We start from the raw sequence: 18,315 nt of genomic DNA on the forward strand, positions 1-18,315 counted from the left end.
CACCGTAGTGCAGCTGGACAACTACGGGCTCGCCAATATTTCAGCCAGGGCACTGGCGAACTCGCGTGCTTGGTCAGAGGTGATGGTGGAGGCGGTCACACGAAGTGCCCGGTGGCACTGACCCGGCGTCGCCGAGAACTGACTTCCGTCCCGCACGAGCCAGCCAGACTCGGCGAGTCGCTCGACAATCGGTTCGGAATCCCGATCCAGCGGAACCCAGACATTGAGTCCGTCGAAAGTGTCAGGAACCTCGATATCATGTTCTGACAGTGCAGATTTCAGAAGGGTTCGGCGGCGCTCGTAGACAGCGCGAGCATTGGCGAGGCCGTCGATCACCGTCGGATCACTCAGCAGTTCAGCACTCAAGCGCTGCTGCAGGTGACTGACCCAGTTGGCGCCCGACCGGAGATGAGTGCTCAGCCGAATGCCGGTGTCGAGGTCCGAGGCGACCACTGCCACGCGCAGGTCGGGCCCGAGAAATTTCGACACGGAACGAACAAGCGCCCACCGCGTCGTGCTCATCGGAGCGAGCCGACAGTACCGATTGCTGGACACGGCAGAGAAGTGATCGTCCTCGATTACCAGAACGTGAGGGAACTCGGCCAGGATGCTTCCGAGAATCGCCGCTCGGTCGGCGCTCATGCTGACCCCGGTGGGGTTGTGCGCACGAGGGGTGCAAATAATCGCGCGCACACCACTTTCGAGAGCACGCAGCAGCCCTTGCGGGGTAATACCCGAAGTGTCGATGTCCATCGGTACCGCTCGGAAGCTGTTGGCTTTGAGCGTTCCGATGCTCGCCAGGAAGCACGGATCCTCGATCGCGACGGCGTCACCTCGGGTCAAATGAGCGGTCAACAGTCGCTCGACCGCGTCAACGGCACCGTTGGTGATGGTGATCGAACACGGCCTTGGAACCTCGTCCTCGATCGAGGAACGTGCCCAGGAATCGAGTAGAGGCTCGGTGGCTGCGGCGCCGTACAACCGGGGCGTGTAAGTGGTCCGGTCCAACGAGGCTCTGAGATCAGGCAGCAATGCCGGATCAGGATTTCCGCTGGCGAGATCCACGCTGCCAGGAAGAGCGATACCGCCTTCTCCTTCCAGGGACGGTATAGCTCGCACGAAGCTGCCGCGCCGGCCCTGTGTCTCCACAACTCCCGCCGCCACGAGCAAGCGATAGGCTCCGGCAACTGTGTTCCGGTGAACCTCGAGATCGTCGGCCAAGGCCCGTATGGGCGGCAACGCATCCCCTGGAGCCAGTACCCCAGCACTGATGAGATTGCGGATGCCCTCGGAAATCTCGCCCGCTGTCCCGCGGACGACATAGAGCCTCACCTGGTCCGCCACAGTGCTGGTCACAGGCTCACTCTATTAGCACATGACAAAACCTCCACGCTGTGACACATTGTCACATGACAAAAAATCTGCGAGGAGACACATGATACTGCCCGGACAATTCCGCCTCTCGGACGACGCGGTCGCCGACTCTCTCCGCGCCGGTGGATTCGGACACCTGGTCACACCGGGCCCCGAGACCCTCGAAGTCACGTCGATGCCACTGCTGTACAACGCCGAAGGAAACGTGTTGGAGGGGCATCTCGCCCGGACGAATCCGCATTGGCGATACACCGGGACATCGGAGTCTCTGGTGATCCTCCCCGGCGCCGACGCCTACGTGAGCCCCGAGTTCTACCCGAGCAAGAGCGTCCACGGGAAGGTTGTCCCGACGTGGAACTACGAAGTTCTCTACGTCTACGGCCAACTGGTTGCGCACGACGACGAGCAGTGGCTGCGTGCTCATGTCACCGCACTGACAGCTCGACATGAATCCGGCCGTGAGAACGAATGGAAGGTCACCGACGCGCCGCCGCAGTTCGTCGATGCGCAGCTGCGAGGGATTGTGGGGATCGAACTGCACGTGGCCCGTGTCTACGGAAAAGCGAAGTTGAACCAAAACCGTTCCCCCGCTGATCGCTCCGGCGTCATCCGGGGTCTGGAGAAGGGCTCATTCTCCGAACGAGAGACCGCCGCAGCGATGGTCGCCGCCGGCCTCGACAACGGTTGACCGTTACGCCGTCGTCGTACGCCTTGTCTAGTCGCACATTCAGGTGAGCGGTTTTCCACCCGTCACGCCGATGACTTCCCCAGTGGTGTAACTGGATTCGCCAGAGGCGAGAAATACATAGGCGGGAGCAAGCTCGGCCGGCTGACCTGCGCGCCCGAGCGGAACGTCGTCCCCGAACGTCTCGAACTTCTCCTTGGGCATCGTCGCCGGAATCAGTGGCGTCCAAATCGGTCCAGGTGCAACGGCATTGACCCTGATTCCCTTCCGTGCGACATCGGCGGCCAGCCCCTTGGTGAAGTCGATGATGCCCGCCTTTGTCGTGGCGTAATCGAGCAGCTCGGGCGACGGGGACGCACCTTGGATGGACGAGGTATTCACGATCGTCGATCCGGGCTCCATCTGCGCGATCGCTGCTTTGGAGAGCCAGAATAGTGCGTAGAGGTTGGTTTTCATCACACGGTCGAATTGTTCGGTGGTGATATCGGCGATGCCGCCCATCTGCACCATCTGAAACGCGGCGTTGTTCACCAAGATGTCCAGTCCGCCGAGTTCACGCACCGCGGTTTCGACCAAAGCAGAACAGTGTTCCTCGCTTCGGAGATCTCCCGGCACCGAGACGGCTTTGCGACCTGCCTCCTCGACCCAGCGAGCGGTTTCCCGAGCGTCCTGTTCTTCCTCGTCGAGATAACTCAGGACAACGTCCGCGCCTTCTCTGGCAAATGCAATCGCGACCGCACGTCCGATGCCCGAATCTGCTCCGGTGACAATCGCACGCCTTCCTTCGAGTCGACCGCTTCCTCGATAGGTGTTTTCACCGTGGTCGGGAGGAGAAATCATGTCTGCGGTGAGACCGGGGTGTGCGATCTCCGCCTGCCGCTCACGCACAGGAGCGGGGAACCGCGTGGTCGGGTCCTGCATTGCGTACTGGTCCGGCATATCGATACTCCTCAGGTGACGCAGTTTCTCGTGGGCTTCTGGATGGATGCACTGCACATGCCTCCTTCCCACCGAATAGAAATCGAAACCTCGGGGTGGCCGGGATCTCACTCGTCCTGGCGCCGACGATCTCGGTGCGTCGACCCCACTTGTTCGTTGTGGTTACTACGCGGTAGGTCGGGGTAGCCCGCGTAGCGGCGGTGGCTCCGCGACCCGCGGAGCACTCGTCGAGCAGAAGCTGAACATCACGTAAAGCACGCACCGACGAAGGGACGACCCCGATATGAGCAACTCCGAAACCACGTCCGCCTTGATCACCCAGTTACGCATCCTCCTCGGTCTGACGCACACCGAGATCCAGGTCGCCGAAACGCGCGTCGCACAGGCCAGAACCGAGGCTGTTCGACGCGAATTGACGGAAAACGCAGAGAACGGCCGTGAAAGGGCGAGTTCCATAGAGTCCACTGTTCGCGATCTGGGGGGCGTGCCGGAATTGGTCGGTCCGTTCCTCGGACGCGCGACAGCCGGAGTGAAAGCGATGGTCGAACAGGCTCAGCCCTTCGACGAAGCGGTATTGGGAGACCTTGCGCTCGAACATCAACTCCTCGACCGCTCCCGCTACCTCAAGGCCCTGGCCACTGCCGGCGGCGATCAGACCGTCGCGGCGTTGGCCGACCGCCTCATCACTGCACACTCCGCGACCGTGGACTGGCTCACGACTGTCTTGGCCGAAGAGGCACTCGGTGGACCGGCAGCTTTGCGCCGCACACCGATGCAAGCTGCCACCGGCGCGGCGATACGGCTGGTCAACGTTCCGGTCTCCTGGTCGACCCGCAGTCTCGACCGTGCCATCGACGCTGTTCGCACCTCACCGCCGGTACTGGGTGAGCTGATCAGCTGGGGCGCATATGCCGGTGACGTGACTGTGAAAACACTCTCGGCCAGTAGGGATGCGGCCATCGCCACGGCTGAGAAGGTCACTCGCCGAGAAGGTGCTGACGGTGCCGCCGACGTCTTCCGTTCGGTACGGAAGTCGAGTGGGCTACTCGACCCCACTGAACTTCCCATCGAAGACTTCGACGAACTCAACGTCACCCAAGCCGTCTCCGCCGTGAAGGAACTGACCGACGCCGCACAGGTGCGGGACATCGTTGCGTACGAGGAAGCGCACAAGAACCGACACGGCGTCGTATCCGCTGCCCAGGCAAGACTCGCAGCGATCGCCCAGGAAGTCGTCGGAATCAACTAGAGCGTTCAATCGACATATCGAGAGTCCGACTCTCGGAACCGCGAGCACTGGACCTCGTGAAAACGGGATTCGCGGCCAGGGGCACCCGAGACCGTCAAGAAGATGACAGCGGCTCTCGAAGCCCTCTGATCAGTTCGACGCGCGCGGAATCGAGAATTTCCTCGGAGAGCGGGGAACCCTTGGTAGCTCGCGAAAGAACCAGTGCACCGAGCATGGTGGAGAGCCGGAGGAGACCGACAGCTTCGTCGTCGGCAAGAGCTGCGGCAAAATCCCCCACTCCCTCCGTGTAAACCCGACGGGCCTCGCTGTCTGCAGGCTCGCGCGCCATGTCGGCGGCGAGCGCAGCAGCGGGGCATCCGTCTGCCGGGTTGTCGCGATGCGCCACCGAGAGATAGGTATCGATCAAAGCTTTTCGGGCGGAGTCACGTTGCCCTGCATGCTCTTCGAGTCCCGCAGAGTGCAGCTGAGCCAGTTCCTTGAAGGCGTGGGTGGTCGCTTCGTCGATGAGAGCGTCCTTGGACGCGAACTGCTTGTAGAAGCCACCGTGGGTCAGCCCCGACGCCTTCATCAGGTCGGCGACGCTGAGGTGAGTGCCCTTCTCTCGGAACAGTCGGGCTGCGGTTTCCACGACGCGCCGACGGTTCTCTTCCGCTTGTTGCTGCGATACGCGGCCCATCACAACGCCTTCCAGTTTGGATTTCACTTGACATCTATCCTAGCCGACACTTAGATTTGATTCATAATCTAAATGTCACGAGCAATCACAACACTGGGAGAATCATGGACCTGAACAAGACGGTTGCGGTCGTCACAGGAGCCAATCGCGGGCTCGGACGCCATCTGGCTGCGGGACTCGTCGAGCGCGGCGCAAAGGTGTACGCGGCTGCGCGCAATCCGGAAACTGTCGATCTACCCGGCGTCATCCCCCTGAGGTTGGACGTGACGGACGCCGAATCGATAACCGCCGCCGCGCAAATCGCATCGGATGTGACCTTGCTGGTCAACAACGCAGGTATCTCTACCTCGGCGCCCTTGATCGGGGGCGACATCGATGACATTCGACGAGAGATGGACGTCAACTTCTACGGCCCGCTCGCCGTGACCCGGGCGTTTGCTCCCGTCATCGAAAACAACGACGGCGGAACAATACTCAACGTTCTGTCGGTGCTGTCCTGGTTCCATCCAGCCGCGCTCGGGTCTTACGCGTCGTCGAAAGCAGCGGCCTGGGCGATGACCGACGCCGTTCGAGAAGAACTTGCGCCGCGCAAAATCTCCGTATCGGCACTGCATGTCGCATACATGGATACCGACATGGCCGCTGGCGTACCCGCCGAACAGAAGATCGATCCTGCCGACGTCGCCGCGCAAGCACTGGACGGTATCGAAAGCGGGCTCGCCGAGATCCTCGCTGACGACACCACCCGGTACGTCAAGGGGAGTCTGTCCTCGTCGAACTCCGAGTAAGCAAGGGACTGCAGACGAGTGACGCTTACCCCACCGTTTTGAGGCTGGCCAATCTGCTCAGGATCGGCGCCCGCCAAGCTGCGAGGTCTTCCGGACCGTTCTCTTCCCACAACTCGTACAACTCCGAAGTGTCACTGTCGGAAACGGCACGCTCGAGTGCGGCGAGGACCCAACTCTTCTGCTCCGGGCTCAAGGTGCTGACGTACCCGGCGGCGTCAATTCCATCCAGCTGCACAGGCTTCGGCGCAACGCCGTGCGCAACCGCAAGAATCTCGGCGACGGCGATTGCTGTTTGAGCATCATCGGCATCGAGATAACCGCCATCGGGGTGGCTAGCGTAATCGTCGATGTCGTAGTCACCCGCCTGTACTGCGCTGAGCAGGTCGCCCGCTACGTCGTTGTCGAAAGGTCCTGAACCCCAAGTCCCCATGCTGTCTCTCCGATCCGTACCCGGCGCACCTGTCGTAAAGATATTAGTGAATCACAGGCTTCGGCCAGGACCCTCGGGCTGGAAGTACTGCGTTCGCCGGAAATCGACATCAGCGCAACGGCACGCGAAGGATGCGGTCATCACCGCGGTTGGGGTCGCCGCGTCCGTCGGTGTTGTTCGTCAGTATCCACAGCGACCCGTCCGGTGCGACTACAACGTCACGGAGGCGCCCGTATTCGTCGACGAACTGCTCGTCGGCGGTCGCGGGGTCAGCCAACGGCACCGTGCGGAGTCGCTCACCACGAAGATTGGCGATGTAGATCGTGCCGTCGTGGATGGCGATTCCGCTGGGGCTGGCGTCGTCAGGTGACCATTGTTGGAGCGGGTCGATGAATCCGTCTTCACCCACAATCCCTTCGACCTCGGGCCACCCGTAGTTTCCGCCTGCTTCGATCCGGTTGAGTTCGTCCCAGGTGTCCTGCCCGAACTCGCTGGCGTACATCGTGCCGTCCTCGGTCCAGGCAATGCCCTGGGAGTTGCGGTGGCCGTAGCTGTAGACAAACGAGTTCGGAAATGGATTATCTAGCGGCACATCGCCATCCGGAGTCATTCGAAGGATTTTCCCGGACATCGAGTCGAGGTCCTGAGCTCTGTCTCGACTACCGGCATCACCGACGGTCACGTACAGCATCCCGTCCGGGCCGAACGCGATGCGACCACCGTTGTGGTAGTTGGCCGAAGCGAGCCCGTCGAGAATCGTCTCGGCCGGCCCGAGCGCGAATTCCCCCGGAGCACCGATGATGTCGAAGCGTTCGATCCTGTTCTCCCCGTTCGCGGTGAAGTACGCGTACAGGCGGTTTTCACGTGCTGCGATCCCTAGTAAACCACCCTCACCTCTGGGGCTGACGCCGTCGACGACTCCCACCTCGCGGCTGTTTCCGCCGGCGTCGAGTTCGAGGATTCGCGCGCTGTCGCGCTCACTGACAAGTGGTGTATCGCCGTGGAATGCCATCGACCAGGGCGCGTCCAAGCCGTCGGCGACGGTCTCGGGTTCACCGAAGGCCGCGGCGGGCGCCGATCGTGTTGTCGTGCTTGCCTGCGGACCGGGCCCTTCAGGATCCTCGCTACCGCAGGCAGTCAGGAAGGCCGAAAGGAGCACTGCGGCGCCAAGCCCTCGGATCTGTCGTCGTGTCATGGGCGCGCCTCCCGGGTTCAGGCAGTCTTTGCGCCGACGGTAGCGCGCAATCGGCCACACCGGGAGTCCCTTCGAGTACCCCCAACAACCGGGACTCCCTCGCAGGCGACAGGCGTGATGCCCTGGACGGGTGCGCCACGGCATGCGCGTCGTCAACAGAAAGAGAACTGACCACCTCATGATTTCCGCCCCGACCGTCGAAGAAACCGGCCGCCTGCCGCTCGTGATCTACGTGCTGGCCGTCGGAGTTTTCTTGATGGGTACAACCGAATTCGTCGTCGCCGGCATTCTTCCCGAGATCGCGGGTGACCTCGGTACGTCGATCGCGAACGTCGGCCTGATGATCACCGTCTTCGCGATCGGAATGATCGTCGGCACGCCGGCGATGGCGATCTTGACACTCAGGGTTCCCCGACGCGTGACCTTGAGCTCGGCCCTGATTGTTTTCGCGATCGGACACGTCATCGTCGCGCTCTCGTCCAACTTCGGACTCATTCTCGGCGCCCGCTTCCTCACAGCCGTGGCGACGGGCGCCTTCTGGGCAGTCGCTGCAGTGGTCGGAGCAAAAGCGGCAGGCCCGGCGTCTTCCTCGCGCGCGCTCGGCATCGTCTTGGGCGGAGGCATGCTCGCGAACGTCATCGGTGTTCCGCTCGGCGCTCTGGCCGGTCAGAGCATCGGGTGGCGTGGTCCTTTCTGGGCCCTCGCCGCCCTCGCACTCGCCGCCGCGGCCGTCGTCCACCGATTGGTACCCGCCGACACCGAATCCGGTGCGGTGCCGTCCTGGCGAGCGGAGATCGCGAGCCTACGGGACGGACGCATCTGGCTCGTTCTGTCCGGTTGCGCCGTCGTGTGCGGGTCGTCGCTGGCGGCGTACAGCTTCATCTCTCCGCTGTTGACCGAGAACACGGGACTTGCTGCGTCGGCAGTGCCGCTAGTGCTTGTCGGCTACGGACTCGGTGCGTTCGTCGGCTCCAATCTCGGCGGTCGACTCGGTGCGAAGCATCAGTACGGGGTCTTGTTCGTCTCGGCAGCGATGACGTTTCTCGTGCTCGGGGCGCTCTGCCTCTTCTCGCACAACGTGATCGTGACGGTGTTTCTCGTAGTCATGCTGGGACTATTCGGCATGTCGACCAATCCCATCCTGATCGGGATGGCTGTGCGTTATGCCGATCAGGCGCCGACGATGGCTTCTGCTCTCAGCACCTCGTCGTTCAATCTGGGCACGGCGGTCGGCTCCTGGATCGCCGGGTTTGCGTTCGCCTCGAGTCTCGGTGCCACTGGGCCGGTGTTGGTAGGCACCGGCGTTGCCGCTCTCTACTTTCTGCCGCTGATGATCCTGTTGCGCAAGGAACGCACGAAGCGCACCGCCGTCGAAGTCGTCAACTGACGACCCGATCAACCGTCGCGCAGTTCGTCAGCCGTCCGTCAGCGACCGCTCCGACACGTGAGGCGAAGAGTCCGCATTCTCACTGGCTGCCAACGAGGCGAGTAACTGCATCCGTTCCGCGGACGGCGATCCCGGCTCTGCGGTGTAGATCGTGAGCGTCAACCCCGGCTCGGCGGCCATCTCCAAACCTTCGAAGGCAAGCGTCAGCTCCCCCACGGCGGAGTGGTGAAATGTCTTGAATCCGGTGCCGTGATGGCGGACGTCGTGCGCGCCCCACCGACGCCGGAATTCCTCACTCCGAGTGCTGAGTTCACCGATCAGATCGTGCAATTCCTTGTTGTGAGGATCTCGCCCGGCCTCGGTTCGCAGAATCGAGACGGTCACCTCGGCAAACGCGTTCCAGTCCGGATAAAACTCGAAAGCCCTTTCGTCGAGGAACGTGAAGCGCGCGATGTTCGGGGGCTGCCCCGGCATGTCGTACAGGTCCTTGTAAAACGCACGCGCGAGTGGGTTGACAGCAAGAAGATCCATGCGACCGTTCCGCACGAAAGCGGGTCCCGCGGTGACTGCATCAAGCGCCCACTGCAGGCTCTGATGGGGCTTCCAGCCCTTCGCATTTCGCCGACGCGGGGGCCTGGCTACCGGGCTTGCCGCGTGCGCGAGATCAAAAAGGTGGGCGCGCTCGGCGTCGTCGAGTCGTAAGGCCTTCGCGATACTGTCGAGTACACCCGGCGATGCGCCGCTGATCGCTCCGCGCTCGAGCCTCGTGTAGTACTCGACGCTCACGCCGGCGAGGGTTGCCACTTCACTTCGACGTAGACCGTCCACGCGGCGGTTCGATCCGGCCGGAAGTCCAACTTGTTCGGGCGTGACTCGGGCGCGCCGCGAGGTCAGGAATTCGCGTACTTGCGCTCGATCGTCCATGCCATCGAGCCTAAGTCAGTGACCGGTAGCGAGGGAGTCCCTCGCAGTACCACTATCGCGTGGGACTCCCGCACGCCGCCAAATCATGATCAGGTTGAAGTGACACGAGAAAACCGATGGTGAGGAGTCACGTCATGCGCGCTGTCGTCATGCATGCCCCCGGCGACGTCCGGGTCGAAGAGATCGAAGCGCCGGTGATCGTCGAACCGACCGACGCGATCATTCGCGTTACAGCCACCTGCGTCTGCGGTTCCGACCTCTGGCCGTACCGCGGCATCGAAGAGCTGAATGGCCCGACGCCGATGGGACACGAATACGTGGGCGTCGTCGAACAGGTCGGCCCCGACGTCAACGACATCGAAGTTGGGGACTTCGTCGTGGGCTCGTTCGTCGCGTCGGACAACACCTGCGAAATCTGCGAGGCCGGCTTTCAGTCTCGCTGTATCCACCAGGTCATGATGGGCTCGGTCGGCACCCAATCCGAATACGCTCGCATCCCGCTCGCGGACGGCACCCTCGTCCCTGTCCACGGAGAGCCGACCGAGCGGCAGGCCCGCAGCCTCCTTGCAGCCTCCGACGTACTCGGCACCGGTTGGTTCGCCGCCGTAGCTGCGGAAGCCGGACCTGGCAAAACGGTCGCCGTCGTCGGCGACGGCGCAGTCGGGCTTTTGGCGATCCTCGCTGCCAGACAACTCGGCGCCGAGCGGATCATTGCCATGTCACGTCACGCCGACCGGCAGGCACTCGCCACACAATTCGGCGCCACCGACATCGTCGAAGAGCGGGGCGACGCGGGCATCGCGAAGATCAAGGAACTCACCGGCGGCTACGGCGCCCACTCGACCGTCGAAGCCGTAGGTACCCAAGAATCGATGATGCAGGCTATCGGAGCTACCCGCCCCGGCGGACATGTCGGCTACGTCGGGGTATCCCACGGCGTCGAACTCGACGGCATGAACCTGTTCTTCGCGACGGTGAGCCTGCTCGGCGGTCCCGCGCCGGTCAGGCGATTCCTACCCGAACTGATCGAGCTCATCATGACCGACCAGATCGACCCAGGCATCGTCTTCGACCTCACTCTCCCGTTGGAGGACGCCGCCGCAGGCTACCGGGCGATGGACGAGCGGCGCGCCACCAAAGTGCTACTCACCCTCTGACCGATACCAAAGGCTCACGAGACAGAACTGGGCTCTACACGCCGGTCGAGGAACGTCTCGGCTACCAACGAGAGGCGCTCTTGGTCTACCGATCAGCATGTTCACTGATCACACCGAATGCGTATGACGCCGAAGGTGAGGACGGGCACTTCGATTGGTGCGCAGCTGCTTTGACCCAAGAGGATGCTTCGCGACTGATATGCGCCCCCACCAGCGGAAACCGATTGTACGAGTGAATGTTTCAATGAGAGCGACTCGGCGCTACTTTGTAGCAACGAAACTCGTCTCTACCTACGGTTGCGTACTGAATTCCTTGTGGGGCAGGCTTTCTTGTGTACTGCTGACGAGCCGTACCTGCTGACGAATCGTATCTGCTGACGAACCGTATTGCTGACGAACCAAGGTCGGAGAACAATGGGTCACTACAAAAGCAACGTGCGTGATATCGAGTTCAATCTGTTCGAGGTACTCGGGATCGGCGAACTGCTGGATGCCGGCGCTTACGGGGACCTCGACACCGACACTGTGCGCAACATTCTTGCGGAAGTATCGAGGCTGGCAGAAGGCCCGGTCGCCGCGTCCTTCGCCGACGCGGATCGAAACCCTGTCGAATTCGACGCACCCAATCACGCCGTTGTGGTCCCGGAACCTCTACGCAAGACGGTCGAGGCGGTGAACGAGGCCGGTTGGTCGCGACTCGGCCTACCAGAAGGCATGGGTGGTGTTCCTGCTCCGGCGCCGTTGGTCTGGGCGATCGGCGAAATGTTGGTCGCGGCAAACGGATCCGCAAGCTTCTTCAACATGGGTCCACTGATGGCGAGCGTGCTCTACAGCATCGGCAACGAACAGCAAAAGCACTGGGCCAAAGAAGGATTCGAGCGGGGCTGGGCCGGAACGATGGTGCTGACGGAACCCGATGCCGGCTCAGACGTGGGCGCAGGCCGAACGAAGGCGATCGAGCAGGACGACGGCAGCTGGCACATCGAGGGCGTCAAGCGGTTCATCTCCGGCGGTGACGTCGGAGACACGGCCGAGAACCTCTTCCACTTGGTGCTTGCCCGACCCGAAGGCGCCGGTCCAGGAACCAAAGGATTGAGCCTGTTCTACGTTCCGAAGACCCATTTCAACTCGGACACACTTGAACTGGGAGAGCGCAACGGCGTCTACGTCACCGGCGTCGAACACAAGATGGGCCTCAAGTCGTCCCCGACCTGCGAACTCACCTTCGGTGCGACGGACGTTCCTGCCGTCGGCTGGCTCGTAGGTGACGTGCACAACGGTATCGCCCAGATGTTCCAGGTCATCGAGAACGCTCGAATGATGGTGGGTACCAAGGCTACCGGAACACTGTCCACCGGCTATCTCAACGCCCTCCAGTACGCAAAAGAACGAATTCAAGGCGCAGACCTCACCGAACTGACAAACAAGACCGCACCCCGTGTGGCCATTACGCATCACCCCGACGTCCGACGCAGCCTGGCGATGCAGAAGGCCTACGCCGAAGGCCTCCGAGCGGTCTACCTCTATACCGCTGCACACCAGAATGCCGATGTCGCCGAGTTGGTTTCGGGGGCGGATGCCGAATTGGCGGCGCGGGTCAACGATCTGCTGCTGCCGATCGTCAAGGGCGTCGGCTCCGAGAAGGCCTACGAACTGCTCACCGAGAGCCTGCAGACCCTGGGCGGCTCCGGTTATCTTCAGGACTACCCCATCGAGCAGTACATCCGCGATGCCAAGATCGACACCCTGTACGAGGGCACCACGGCAATCCAGGCGCAGGACTTCTTCTTTCGGAAGATCGCACGCGACCGCGGCGTTGCACTCGCTCACGTAGCCGGTCGCATACGAGAGTTCATCGACAGTGAGGCCGGGAACGGTCGACTCAAGGCCGAGCGAGTCCTACTCGAGATCGCCTTGACCGACGTGCAGGAGATGGCCGGGACGCTCACCGGGTATCTGATGGCTTCCCAGGACCAACCCTCCGAGTTGTACAAGATAGGCCTCGGCTCGGTGCGCTTTCTGTACGCGGTAGGCGACCTGCTCATCGGATGGCGCCTGTTGGTGCAAGCGGAAGTCGCGTTGGCAGCCTTGGACCGTGACGCGTCGGCAAAGGACCGGTCGTTCTATCGGGGCAAGGTGGTCATCGCGTCATACTTCGCCAAGAACATCCTGCCCGTCCTGGCGTCGACCAAAGAAATCCTAGGTTCCCTCGACAACGAGATCATGGAACTCGAGGAAGACGCATTCTGACAACGTGCCACGCGCGGTATGGGTGGTGCGCAACTCGGAATGCTTGCTGCGTAATTCAAACGTGGTCGTGAACCGGCGACGGAATCTTGTTGGAACGATAAGAGTCTGCGCTCCGGTTCGGCCGCCAGAGACGCCAGTGTTTCGCGGACAACCGGAACGGGAGATGGTCTTGTAGGTGACGAGCACCGGACGACAACCGTTCGTCTGCAGGCAGGTTGAGCCACAGGGACAGTGAGGATGCCGCGTTGCCAAGGGTTGCGCGTATGCCTGACTCACCCAGAGTTCGGCCGTATCCATCCACGGCAAAACGGCCGAACGCGTCGGGGGTGATGTCGGGGTACGGCGCGCGCGTGTTGGGGTCGATCAGGCGTACGGGCGCGCTGCAGGTCAGTGCCGCCAAAGAACGTCCGTGGGTTGTGACCGCATCGGAACCAACAAGGGCATCGAGCGCTTCGTTGACAGAACCCGGTGGGACGTTCCATTCGGTATGGGTTTGCGCTTTGTAGCGGGGCCCACCGAAGATCCCAGTGGCAAGCTCTGTCAATTGCGCGGTCGGCGCGGGTGGCCCGCCCTGGCGGATCTCTAATGTCCACGACGGCAACGACACTGGTTCGATGCAGGCTTCCAGAAATGTCTGCAGGCGTTGAAATGCCACGTCGGGGCGCTTGACTCGAAGCGCGTGTGCACCACTGGGCAGCCCGTCGTATGTCACTACCTCGGGCAATGTGATGTCCGGTGTCCGCGCCGTCACAGGTTAGCCAATCGCGAAAGCACTACCCCGGCTGGTTCCTCCGTCGCGTGGCGATAGCCAGTACCGGCCCACAGGTGCATTCGCTCGGGATCTGCCTGCGCAACAGCGGCTTTGCGCATCGGGTTGGTCAGGTGATGGATGGCCGGGTACCCGATGGGCGCTTGTGCGTCGTAGCGATCGATGAACTCGTTCCGAAGTGCTCGTGCAGGACGTCCCGTGAAAGCTCTTGTGACGACCGTGTTCCCGCGGGACGTGTCGGCCAGAGCTGCCTTGTGCGGAGCCGAGGCACCACTCTCCTCGGTGCGCAGCAGTACGGTACCGACCACTGCAGCGTCCGCTCCGGCACGTAAGGCTGCAGCGACGTCGGCGGAGGTCGCCAGTCCACCGGCCGCCAACAGCGGAACAGAGGTGCGATGACGGATTTGTGCGATCAGTTCGGTGATCGGTGTTTCTGCCGGAACCTGCAGGGGAGTGAGCGTTCCGGAGTGTCCGCCGGCAGCCGACGATTGCACGACAAGCAGATCGGCACCGGCGTCGACGGCAAGGAGCGCCTCTGCCTCCGAAGTCACTGTGAGGACGACAAGTGAACCGGCAGCGCGCAGCGCCTTGATGACGCCCGGTGCGGGAAAGCCGAAGGTGAAGCTGACCACCGGAACCGGGCTGGCCAGGAGCAGATCGATCTTGTCCGCGAAATAGTCGTCGTCTTCGACCGGCTCACCGTCAGCCAGTGTGATGCCGTAGCGATCCGCCTCGACCTGAATCGCCCTGGTATAGGCACGGTAGGCATCGACATCGACAGGCACCGGGTTGGGTGCAAAGACGTTGACACCGAACGACACTCCCTCGGCGCGCACGGCGTCGATCTGGTCGGACAGAGCCTGAGGCGTCTTGTACCCGGCGGCGAGGAATCCGAGACCGCCTGCGCGAGAGGCAGCAGCAACAAGTGCCGGTGTGGAAGCACCGCCGGCCATGGGCGCTGCGATGACAGGGACCTTCAGGTCGAGATCGGTTGTGAGTGCGCTCATTCGAACATCTCCAGTCCTACGTCGGATAGTGCTCCGGCCGTTTCGTCATCTGACATCAAAAACTACCTCCTCAGTCGAGGTGGCTGTCCGAGGGTCCGCATCGAGATCGGAAGGGAATCGGAACCGCAAAACCGCGGCGGCCACTGCCGCGCCCAGAACGACGGCCGCACCCAACAGCAGAGCGTCGCGATACCCGTCTCGCAGCAACGGAGTGACAACGAGTGGGCCGAGAATCTGACCGACGCTGTATCCAGCGGTCAGCAACGCCACGGCGCGTGGGAACTGCAGGTGCGCGCCGATTGCCAACGCAATTGACCCGATACCGAGGAAGGTGACACCGAACAGGAAAGCTGAAATCAGTGCGGGGCCGACGCCTCCGATCACAGCAGGAAGCGCTATGCCCACCGCCTGAATCAACAAGGCAACGAGAAGCAGAGTCGGCCTCGACCAACGCAGGCTGAGCCAAGCCCACAGGGCGCACGAGGGAAATGCGGCCAGACCGACCACTATCCAAGCGCCGCTGCCCACCCATTGCAGAGCGGCGAGATCGATTGCGGCAACAAGGAACGTGCCCGCGATGATGTAGCCGATGCCTTCCAGGAAATAACTGATGACCAGGGCGGTGAACCAGCGATGGGAACTGGGAGTTCCCGGCGCGTCCGGCGTGATGATCGGACGCGGTTCCGGCGTCAATCCCCAGGCGGCGACCGCACACACCACTGCAAGGCTCGCAGACGCCAGCCAGGCAGTACCCCAGGAACCGATGAAGCGGACGACGAACACGAGGACCCCGGACAGGGCGATACCCAACCCAACTCCGCCGAATCCCCATCCGGCCAGAAATTGGGACTGCCCCCGAAGGTGCGCGTGCAAAGCGCTGACGGCGATCATGAAGACGAGGGCACTGGCAATGCCTGCGACGAGCCGCAGGGCGAACCAGATGGATCCGTCGTGGGTAGTGGGCATGAGCGCCAAAGTCGCGATGAGGACCACCAACGAAGTACGCATCACCGCTGCCGAGCGCACCACGCCGGGAATGAGGATTCCCGCGAGCGCGCCGATCAGGTACCCGACGTAGTTGGCCGTCGCCAGGGTGGCGCCGAGCGAGGCGGACAGACCGGACTGCGTGTGCATCAACGGCAGAATCGGTGTGTAGACGAATCGACCGATTCCCATGCTCGCCGCCAGCGCAGCGGCAGCTTGGACAGCGTGCGCTCGCGGGGAGACGCCGTTGTGGATTGTGGTCATGGTCTTATCGTGTGCCCCGGCCGCGCCGAACCGCCACGACCGCTTTGCTCCTGACTGATAGGCACAACCTCCCACCGCACGTAGCATGAAGGATCGTGGAGCTGCGTCAGCTGAGATATTTCGAGGTCGTCGCCGAGGAATTGCACTTCGGCCGAGCCGCGGTGCGGCTACTGATAGCCGGGCCGTCATTGTCGCAGCAGATCATGGCACTCGAGCGCGACCTCGGCGTCAAGCTGTTCGTCCGCGACCGCCGTTCCGTCGCTCTGACGCCAGCCGGCGCGGCCTTGCTCCCTGATGTCCGTGCGCTACTCGAGAGTGCCGAGAATCTGCGACGCCGCGCGGAGCGTCTGTCCGGAGCGGAGCCCGTCCGGATCGGCTACGTCAATTGGCTCCCCACGGATCTGATCGCGCGCACTTCAGGGGTCGCGCAACTGCACGTCGACGCCTGGGTGGTGCCATCACACGCACAGGCCGCGCGGGTGGCAGACGGCAGCCTCGATCTGGCGATCGCCTGGGTACGTAAATACGATGTCGCCCAAAACGGTTTGAACGCCAGACTGCTCGGTGCGGATCGGCTCTACGCCGTCTCCACCGGAGAGGACACCACACCGGTGCGGGCACGCGACGTCGTCGTGCTCGTCGACGACGACACCACCTCCTGGTATTCGTGGAACGTCTTCGCCGAAGAATTCGCTCGCGATACCGGCGCACAGATCATGCGCATCAACGACGGTGGTATCACCGGCCCGGCATTCTTCGATCACGTCCGTGCCGTCGGCCGTCCGGTCGTCAACTCGCCCAAAGGGCAGACCATCACGCTGCCGAGCGATCTCACGGCACGCCCGATGATCGACCCGGCGGCAATCTGGACGTGGTCACTCCTGTGTCGTGAGAACGAAACGCGCCCTGCCGTTCTCGCGGCCGTCGACGCTCTCACCCGCGGCGTCACTGATCTCGGAATCCACGAGGACGGGAGATGGCTACCCATGGACGATCCTTACCGGAGGACTCGATGACACGACGCGCTATTCGAGTTTTCTGGGGACGACGGCCGGAATCGGTGCAGGCCGTGGCCTCCCGGTGGCGTCGGACGTTGGAGCAAGTCGAATTCCTGTTGCCCGAGGTGGTCGGCGGGTCGTGGCAACAGATCCATTCCGCTGGACCTGCTACTGCCGTGACCGTCGACCAGTTGGCACACGTGCTCGAGATCGCGCAGGCCGCCGAAGACTGGTCGGATCGTCTGGGAATCGGGTTGAGGCTCGCATCCGGCGGAGGGCCCGAATGGGGGCTCGAACTCTCAGGGTTGGCCGGCGGCGAACCGGAAATCGTCCTACAGTCGATGATTCTCGCTGTCAGCGCGCCGGACGCCGCCGAAGTTCCTGAGACAGAACTACTTCGGATGCTCGCCGCGGTGTGGGAACCGGACTTCGGGGACGTCACCGACGACAACATCCTCGATGCTCTCGAAGACGAGTCCGACTATCGCGTCGGTGATCCCGTGATCGGCCGAGTCGGCTACCTCTCGTCCGCTCGCGCTGACGCGATCCCGGATGACCTGGCAGCAGGCGTTGCCGCGTTACCGGGCGGCGTGTTGCTACAGATCGGGGCCGTCGATGGGGTCGTTCGGGCGTACGAGCGCCTGCGCGAGACCGGCGCACTCGATCCGCTTCCGCGTCCACTGGACCGCGCAGTCTTCTGAAGGTGGTTACCGTTCGTCGAGTTTGGGTAGCCCGGGCGTCGGAACGAACTCTCACCGCGGCACTACCGCCGAAAAATGAACCGAAAGGCCTACCGCATGGTTGACGTCACTCGCAAATTCACCGCCGAGGTACCGATCGAGAAGGCTGCGGCCTTTCTCCGCGACTTCGCCAATGCGCCGACGTGGGATCCGGGCACCGAGAGTTGCACGCAGATCTCCGACGGTCCTGTCGGCGTCGGAACCCAATGGCACAACGTGTCGAAGCTGTTCGGCGTCACCACGGAACTGACGTACACGCTGGTGACCGACGAGCTGAATCACGTTGTTCTCGAAGGAAAGAACAAGACTGCCACCAGTACCGACGACATCACCTTGACTTCGGTGGGTCCGAACTCGACCGAGATCGAGTATCACGCGAACGTCGAGTTCAACGGTGCCGCCAAGATTGCGTCGCCTCTCCTGAAGGCGGGATTCGAAGCCAAAGTGGCACCGGAGACGGTGAAGAAGATGACGGAAGCCCTCGAAGCGCTCTGACCGT

18 protein-coding genes are annotated in these 18,315 nt (G+C 62.6%); 9 read left to right on the forward strand and 9 right to left on the reverse strand.

Annotated features, from left to right (window positions below; genetic code table 11):
• Window positions 1-21 precede the first annotated feature (21 nt).
• Window positions 22-1,356, reverse strand: a complete 1,335-nt coding sequence (locus M0639_RS28175) for an aminotransferase class I/II-fold pyridoxal phosphate-dependent enzyme (RefSeq protein ID WP_231915169.1) — start codon at window positions 1,354-1,356, stop codon at window positions 22-24.
• A gap of 79 nt (window positions 1,357-1,435) precedes the next feature.
• Here M0639_RS28175 and M0639_RS28180 point away from each other — a divergent pair, with 79 nt between their 5' ends.
• Entirely contained in the window at window positions 1,436-2,062 is a 627-nt protein-coding gene (locus M0639_RS28180) for an FMN-binding negative transcriptional regulator (RefSeq protein WP_047889521.1), read from the forward strand.
• Window positions 2,063-2,101: 39 nt separating this feature from the next.
• On the opposite strand, the gene M0639_RS28185 is transcribed toward M0639_RS28180, so the two are convergent.
• Window positions 2,102-2,998 (reverse strand): SDR family oxidoreductase, encoded by an 897-nt coding sequence (locus tag M0639_RS28185; RefSeq protein WP_007735622.1) that lies wholly within the window; start codon window positions 2,996-2,998, stop codon window positions 2,102-2,104.
• A 283-nt stretch (window positions 2,999-3,281) separates the two neighbouring features.
• On the opposite strand from M0639_RS28185, the gene M0639_RS28190 reads away from it, so the two are divergent.
• Window positions 3,282-4,247, forward strand: coding sequence for a DUF8129 domain-containing protein (locus M0639_RS28190; protein ID WP_064074403.1), 966 nt, complete (start codon window positions 3,282-3,284; stop codon window positions 4,245-4,247).
• 94 nt (window positions 4,248-4,341) lie between these two features.
• Here the strand turns inward: M0639_RS28190 and M0639_RS28195 are convergent, their stop codons facing one another.
• A complete protein-coding gene (locus tag M0639_RS28195) occupies window positions 4,342-4,950 on the reverse strand; it encodes a TetR/AcrR family transcriptional regulator (protein WP_007735618.1) in 609 nt (202 codons plus the stop codon).
• 77 nt (window positions 4,951-5,027) lie between these two features.
• On the opposite strand from M0639_RS28195, the gene M0639_RS28200 reads away from it, so the two are divergent.
• Window positions 5,028-5,711, forward strand: coding sequence for an SDR family oxidoreductase (locus M0639_RS28200; RefSeq protein WP_007735616.1), 684 nt, complete (start codon window positions 5,028-5,030; stop codon window positions 5,709-5,711).
• A gap of 25 nt (window positions 5,712-5,736) precedes the next feature.
• Here the strand turns inward: M0639_RS28200 and M0639_RS28205 are convergent, their stop codons facing one another.
• Complete coding sequence (locus M0639_RS28205) at window positions 5,737-6,141, reverse strand: DUF4259 domain-containing protein (RefSeq protein ID WP_042448139.1); 405 nt, start codon at window positions 6,139-6,141, stop codon at window positions 5,737-5,739.
• A 109-nt stretch (window positions 6,142-6,250) separates the two neighbouring features.
• Window positions 6,251-7,336: a PQQ-dependent sugar dehydrogenase gene (locus M0639_RS28210; RefSeq protein WP_064074402.1), complete on the reverse strand. Its 1,086-nt coding sequence runs from the start codon at window positions 7,334-7,336 to the stop codon at window positions 6,251-6,253.
• 178 nt (window positions 7,337-7,514) lie between these two features.
• Here M0639_RS28210 and M0639_RS28215 point away from each other — a divergent pair, with 178 nt between their 5' ends.
• Window positions 7,515-8,723 (forward strand): MFS transporter, encoded by a 1,209-nt coding sequence (locus M0639_RS28215; RefSeq protein WP_064074401.1) that lies wholly within the window; start codon window positions 7,515-7,517, stop codon window positions 8,721-8,723.
• A 27-nt stretch (window positions 8,724-8,750) separates the two neighbouring features.
• On the opposite strand, the gene M0639_RS28220 is transcribed toward M0639_RS28215, so the two are convergent.
• On the reverse strand, window positions 8,751-9,647 hold the full coding sequence (locus M0639_RS28220; RefSeq protein ID WP_063315446.1) for a helix-turn-helix transcriptional regulator: 897 nt from the start codon (window positions 9,645-9,647) through the stop codon (window positions 8,751-8,753).
• 134 nt (window positions 9,648-9,781) lie between these two features.
• On the opposite strand from M0639_RS28220, the gene M0639_RS28225 reads away from it, so the two are divergent.
• The gene (locus M0639_RS28225; RefSeq protein ID WP_030537173.1) at window positions 9,782-10,804 is read left to right on the forward strand and encodes a zinc-dependent alcohol dehydrogenase family protein; all 1,023 of its coding nucleotides are present in this window, start codon (window positions 9,782-9,784) and stop codon (window positions 10,802-10,804) included.
• Between the two features lie 414 nt (window positions 10,805-11,218).
• The gene (locus M0639_RS28230) at window positions 11,219-13,054 is read left to right on the forward strand and encodes an acyl-CoA dehydrogenase (protein ID WP_064074400.1); all 1,836 of its coding nucleotides are present in this window, start codon (window positions 11,219-11,221) and stop codon (window positions 13,052-13,054) included.
• 55 nt (window positions 13,055-13,109) lie between these two features.
• On the opposite strand, the gene M0639_RS28235 is transcribed toward M0639_RS28230, so the two are convergent.
• From M0639_RS28235 to M0639_RS28245, 3 genes are read right to left on the reverse strand one after another with little or no spacing between them, the layout of a single operon-like run.
• A complete protein-coding gene (locus M0639_RS28235; protein WP_064074399.1) occupies window positions 13,110-13,805 on the reverse strand; it encodes a hypothetical protein in 696 nt (231 codons plus the stop codon).
• Entirely contained in the window at window positions 13,802-14,830 is a 1,029-nt protein-coding gene (locus tag M0639_RS28240) for an NAD(P)H-dependent flavin oxidoreductase (protein ID WP_054801709.1), read from the reverse strand. The genes M0639_RS28235 and M0639_RS28240 overlap by 4 nt, the downstream gene beginning before the upstream one ends.
• Before the next feature lie 45 nt (window positions 14,831-14,875).
• A complete protein-coding gene (locus M0639_RS28245) occupies window positions 14,876-16,078 on the reverse strand; it encodes a YbfB/YjiJ family MFS transporter (RefSeq protein WP_064074398.1) in 1,203 nt (400 codons plus the stop codon).
• A 95-nt stretch (window positions 16,079-16,173) separates the two neighbouring features.
• Here M0639_RS28245 and M0639_RS28250 point away from each other — a divergent pair, with 95 nt between their 5' ends.
• The 3 genes from M0639_RS28250 to M0639_RS28260 all read left to right on the forward strand — a co-directional run bounded on the left by M0639_RS28250 (window position 16,174) and on the right by M0639_RS28260 (window position 18,311).
• Window positions 16,174-17,094, forward strand: a complete 921-nt coding sequence (locus M0639_RS28250) for a LysR family transcriptional regulator (RefSeq protein ID WP_064074397.1) — start codon at window positions 16,174-16,176, stop codon at window positions 17,092-17,094.
• Window positions 17,091-17,777: a hypothetical protein gene (locus M0639_RS28255; RefSeq protein ID WP_054188336.1), complete on the forward strand. Its 687-nt coding sequence runs from the start codon at window positions 17,091-17,093 to the stop codon at window positions 17,775-17,777. The genes M0639_RS28250 and M0639_RS28255 overlap by 4 nt, the downstream gene beginning before the upstream one ends.
• A gap of 96 nt (window positions 17,778-17,873) precedes the next feature.
• On the forward strand, window positions 17,874-18,311 hold the full coding sequence (locus tag M0639_RS28260) for an SRPBCC family protein (protein WP_007735601.1): 438 nt from the start codon (window positions 17,874-17,876) through the stop codon (window positions 18,309-18,311).
• Window positions 18,312-18,315 lie beyond the last annotated feature (4 nt).

It is taken from the genome of Rhodococcus qingshengii JCM 15477 (assembly GCF_023221595.1).
GTDB lineage: Bacteria > Actinomycetota > Actinomycetes > Mycobacteriales > Mycobacteriaceae > Rhodococcus_F > Rhodococcus_F qingshengii.

Excerpts from the sequence above, each read along its gene's own strand:
- M0639_RS28180 (WP_047889521.1), top strand. The coding sequence starts at position 1,436 with ATGATACTGCCCGGACAATTCCGCCTCTCGGACGACGCGGTCGCCGAC.
- M0639_RS28185 (WP_007735622.1), bottom strand. The coding sequence starts at position 2,998 with ATGCCGGACCAGTACGCAATGCAGGACCCGACCACGCGGTTCCCCGCT.
- M0639_RS28190 (WP_064074403.1), top strand. The coding sequence starts at position 3,282 with ATGAGCAACTCCGAAACCACGTCCGCCTTGATCACCCAGTTACGCATC.
- M0639_RS28200 (WP_007735616.1), top strand. The coding sequence starts at position 5,028 with ATGGACCTGAACAAGACGGTTGCGGTCGTCACAGGAGCCAATCGCGGG.
- M0639_RS28205 (WP_042448139.1), bottom strand. The coding sequence starts at position 6,141 with ATGGGGACTTGGGGTTCAGGACCTTTCGACAACGACGTAGCGGGCGAC.
- M0639_RS28210 (WP_064074402.1), bottom strand. The coding sequence starts at position 7,336 with ATGACACGACGACAGATCCGAGGGCTTGGCGCCGCAGTGCTCCTTTCG.
- M0639_RS28215 (WP_064074401.1), top strand. The coding sequence starts at position 7,515 with ATGATTTCCGCCCCGACCGTCGAAGAAACCGGCCGCCTGCCGCTCGTG.
- M0639_RS28220 (WP_063315446.1), bottom strand. The coding sequence starts at position 9,647 with ATGGACGATCGAGCGCAAGTACGCGAATTCCTGACCTCGCGGCGCGCC.
- M0639_RS28225 (WP_030537173.1), top strand. The coding sequence starts at position 9,782 with ATGCGCGCTGTCGTCATGCATGCCCCCGGCGACGTCCGGGTCGAAGAG.
- M0639_RS28230 (WP_064074400.1), top strand. The coding sequence starts at position 11,219 with ATGGGTCACTACAAAAGCAACGTGCGTGATATCGAGTTCAATCTGTTC.
- M0639_RS28240 (WP_054801709.1), bottom strand. The coding sequence starts at position 14,830 with ATGAGCGCACTCACAACCGATCTCGACCTGAAGGTCCCTGTCATCGCA.
- M0639_RS28245 (WP_064074398.1), bottom strand. The coding sequence starts at position 16,078 with ATGACCACAATCCACAACGGCGTCTCCCCGCGAGCGCACGCTGTCCAA.
- M0639_RS28255 (WP_054188336.1), top strand. The coding sequence starts at position 17,091 with ATGACACGACGCGCTATTCGAGTTTTCTGGGGACGACGGCCGGAATCG.
- M0639_RS28260 (WP_007735601.1), top strand. The coding sequence starts at position 17,874 with ATGGTTGACGTCACTCGCAAATTCACCGCCGAGGTACCGATCGAGAAG.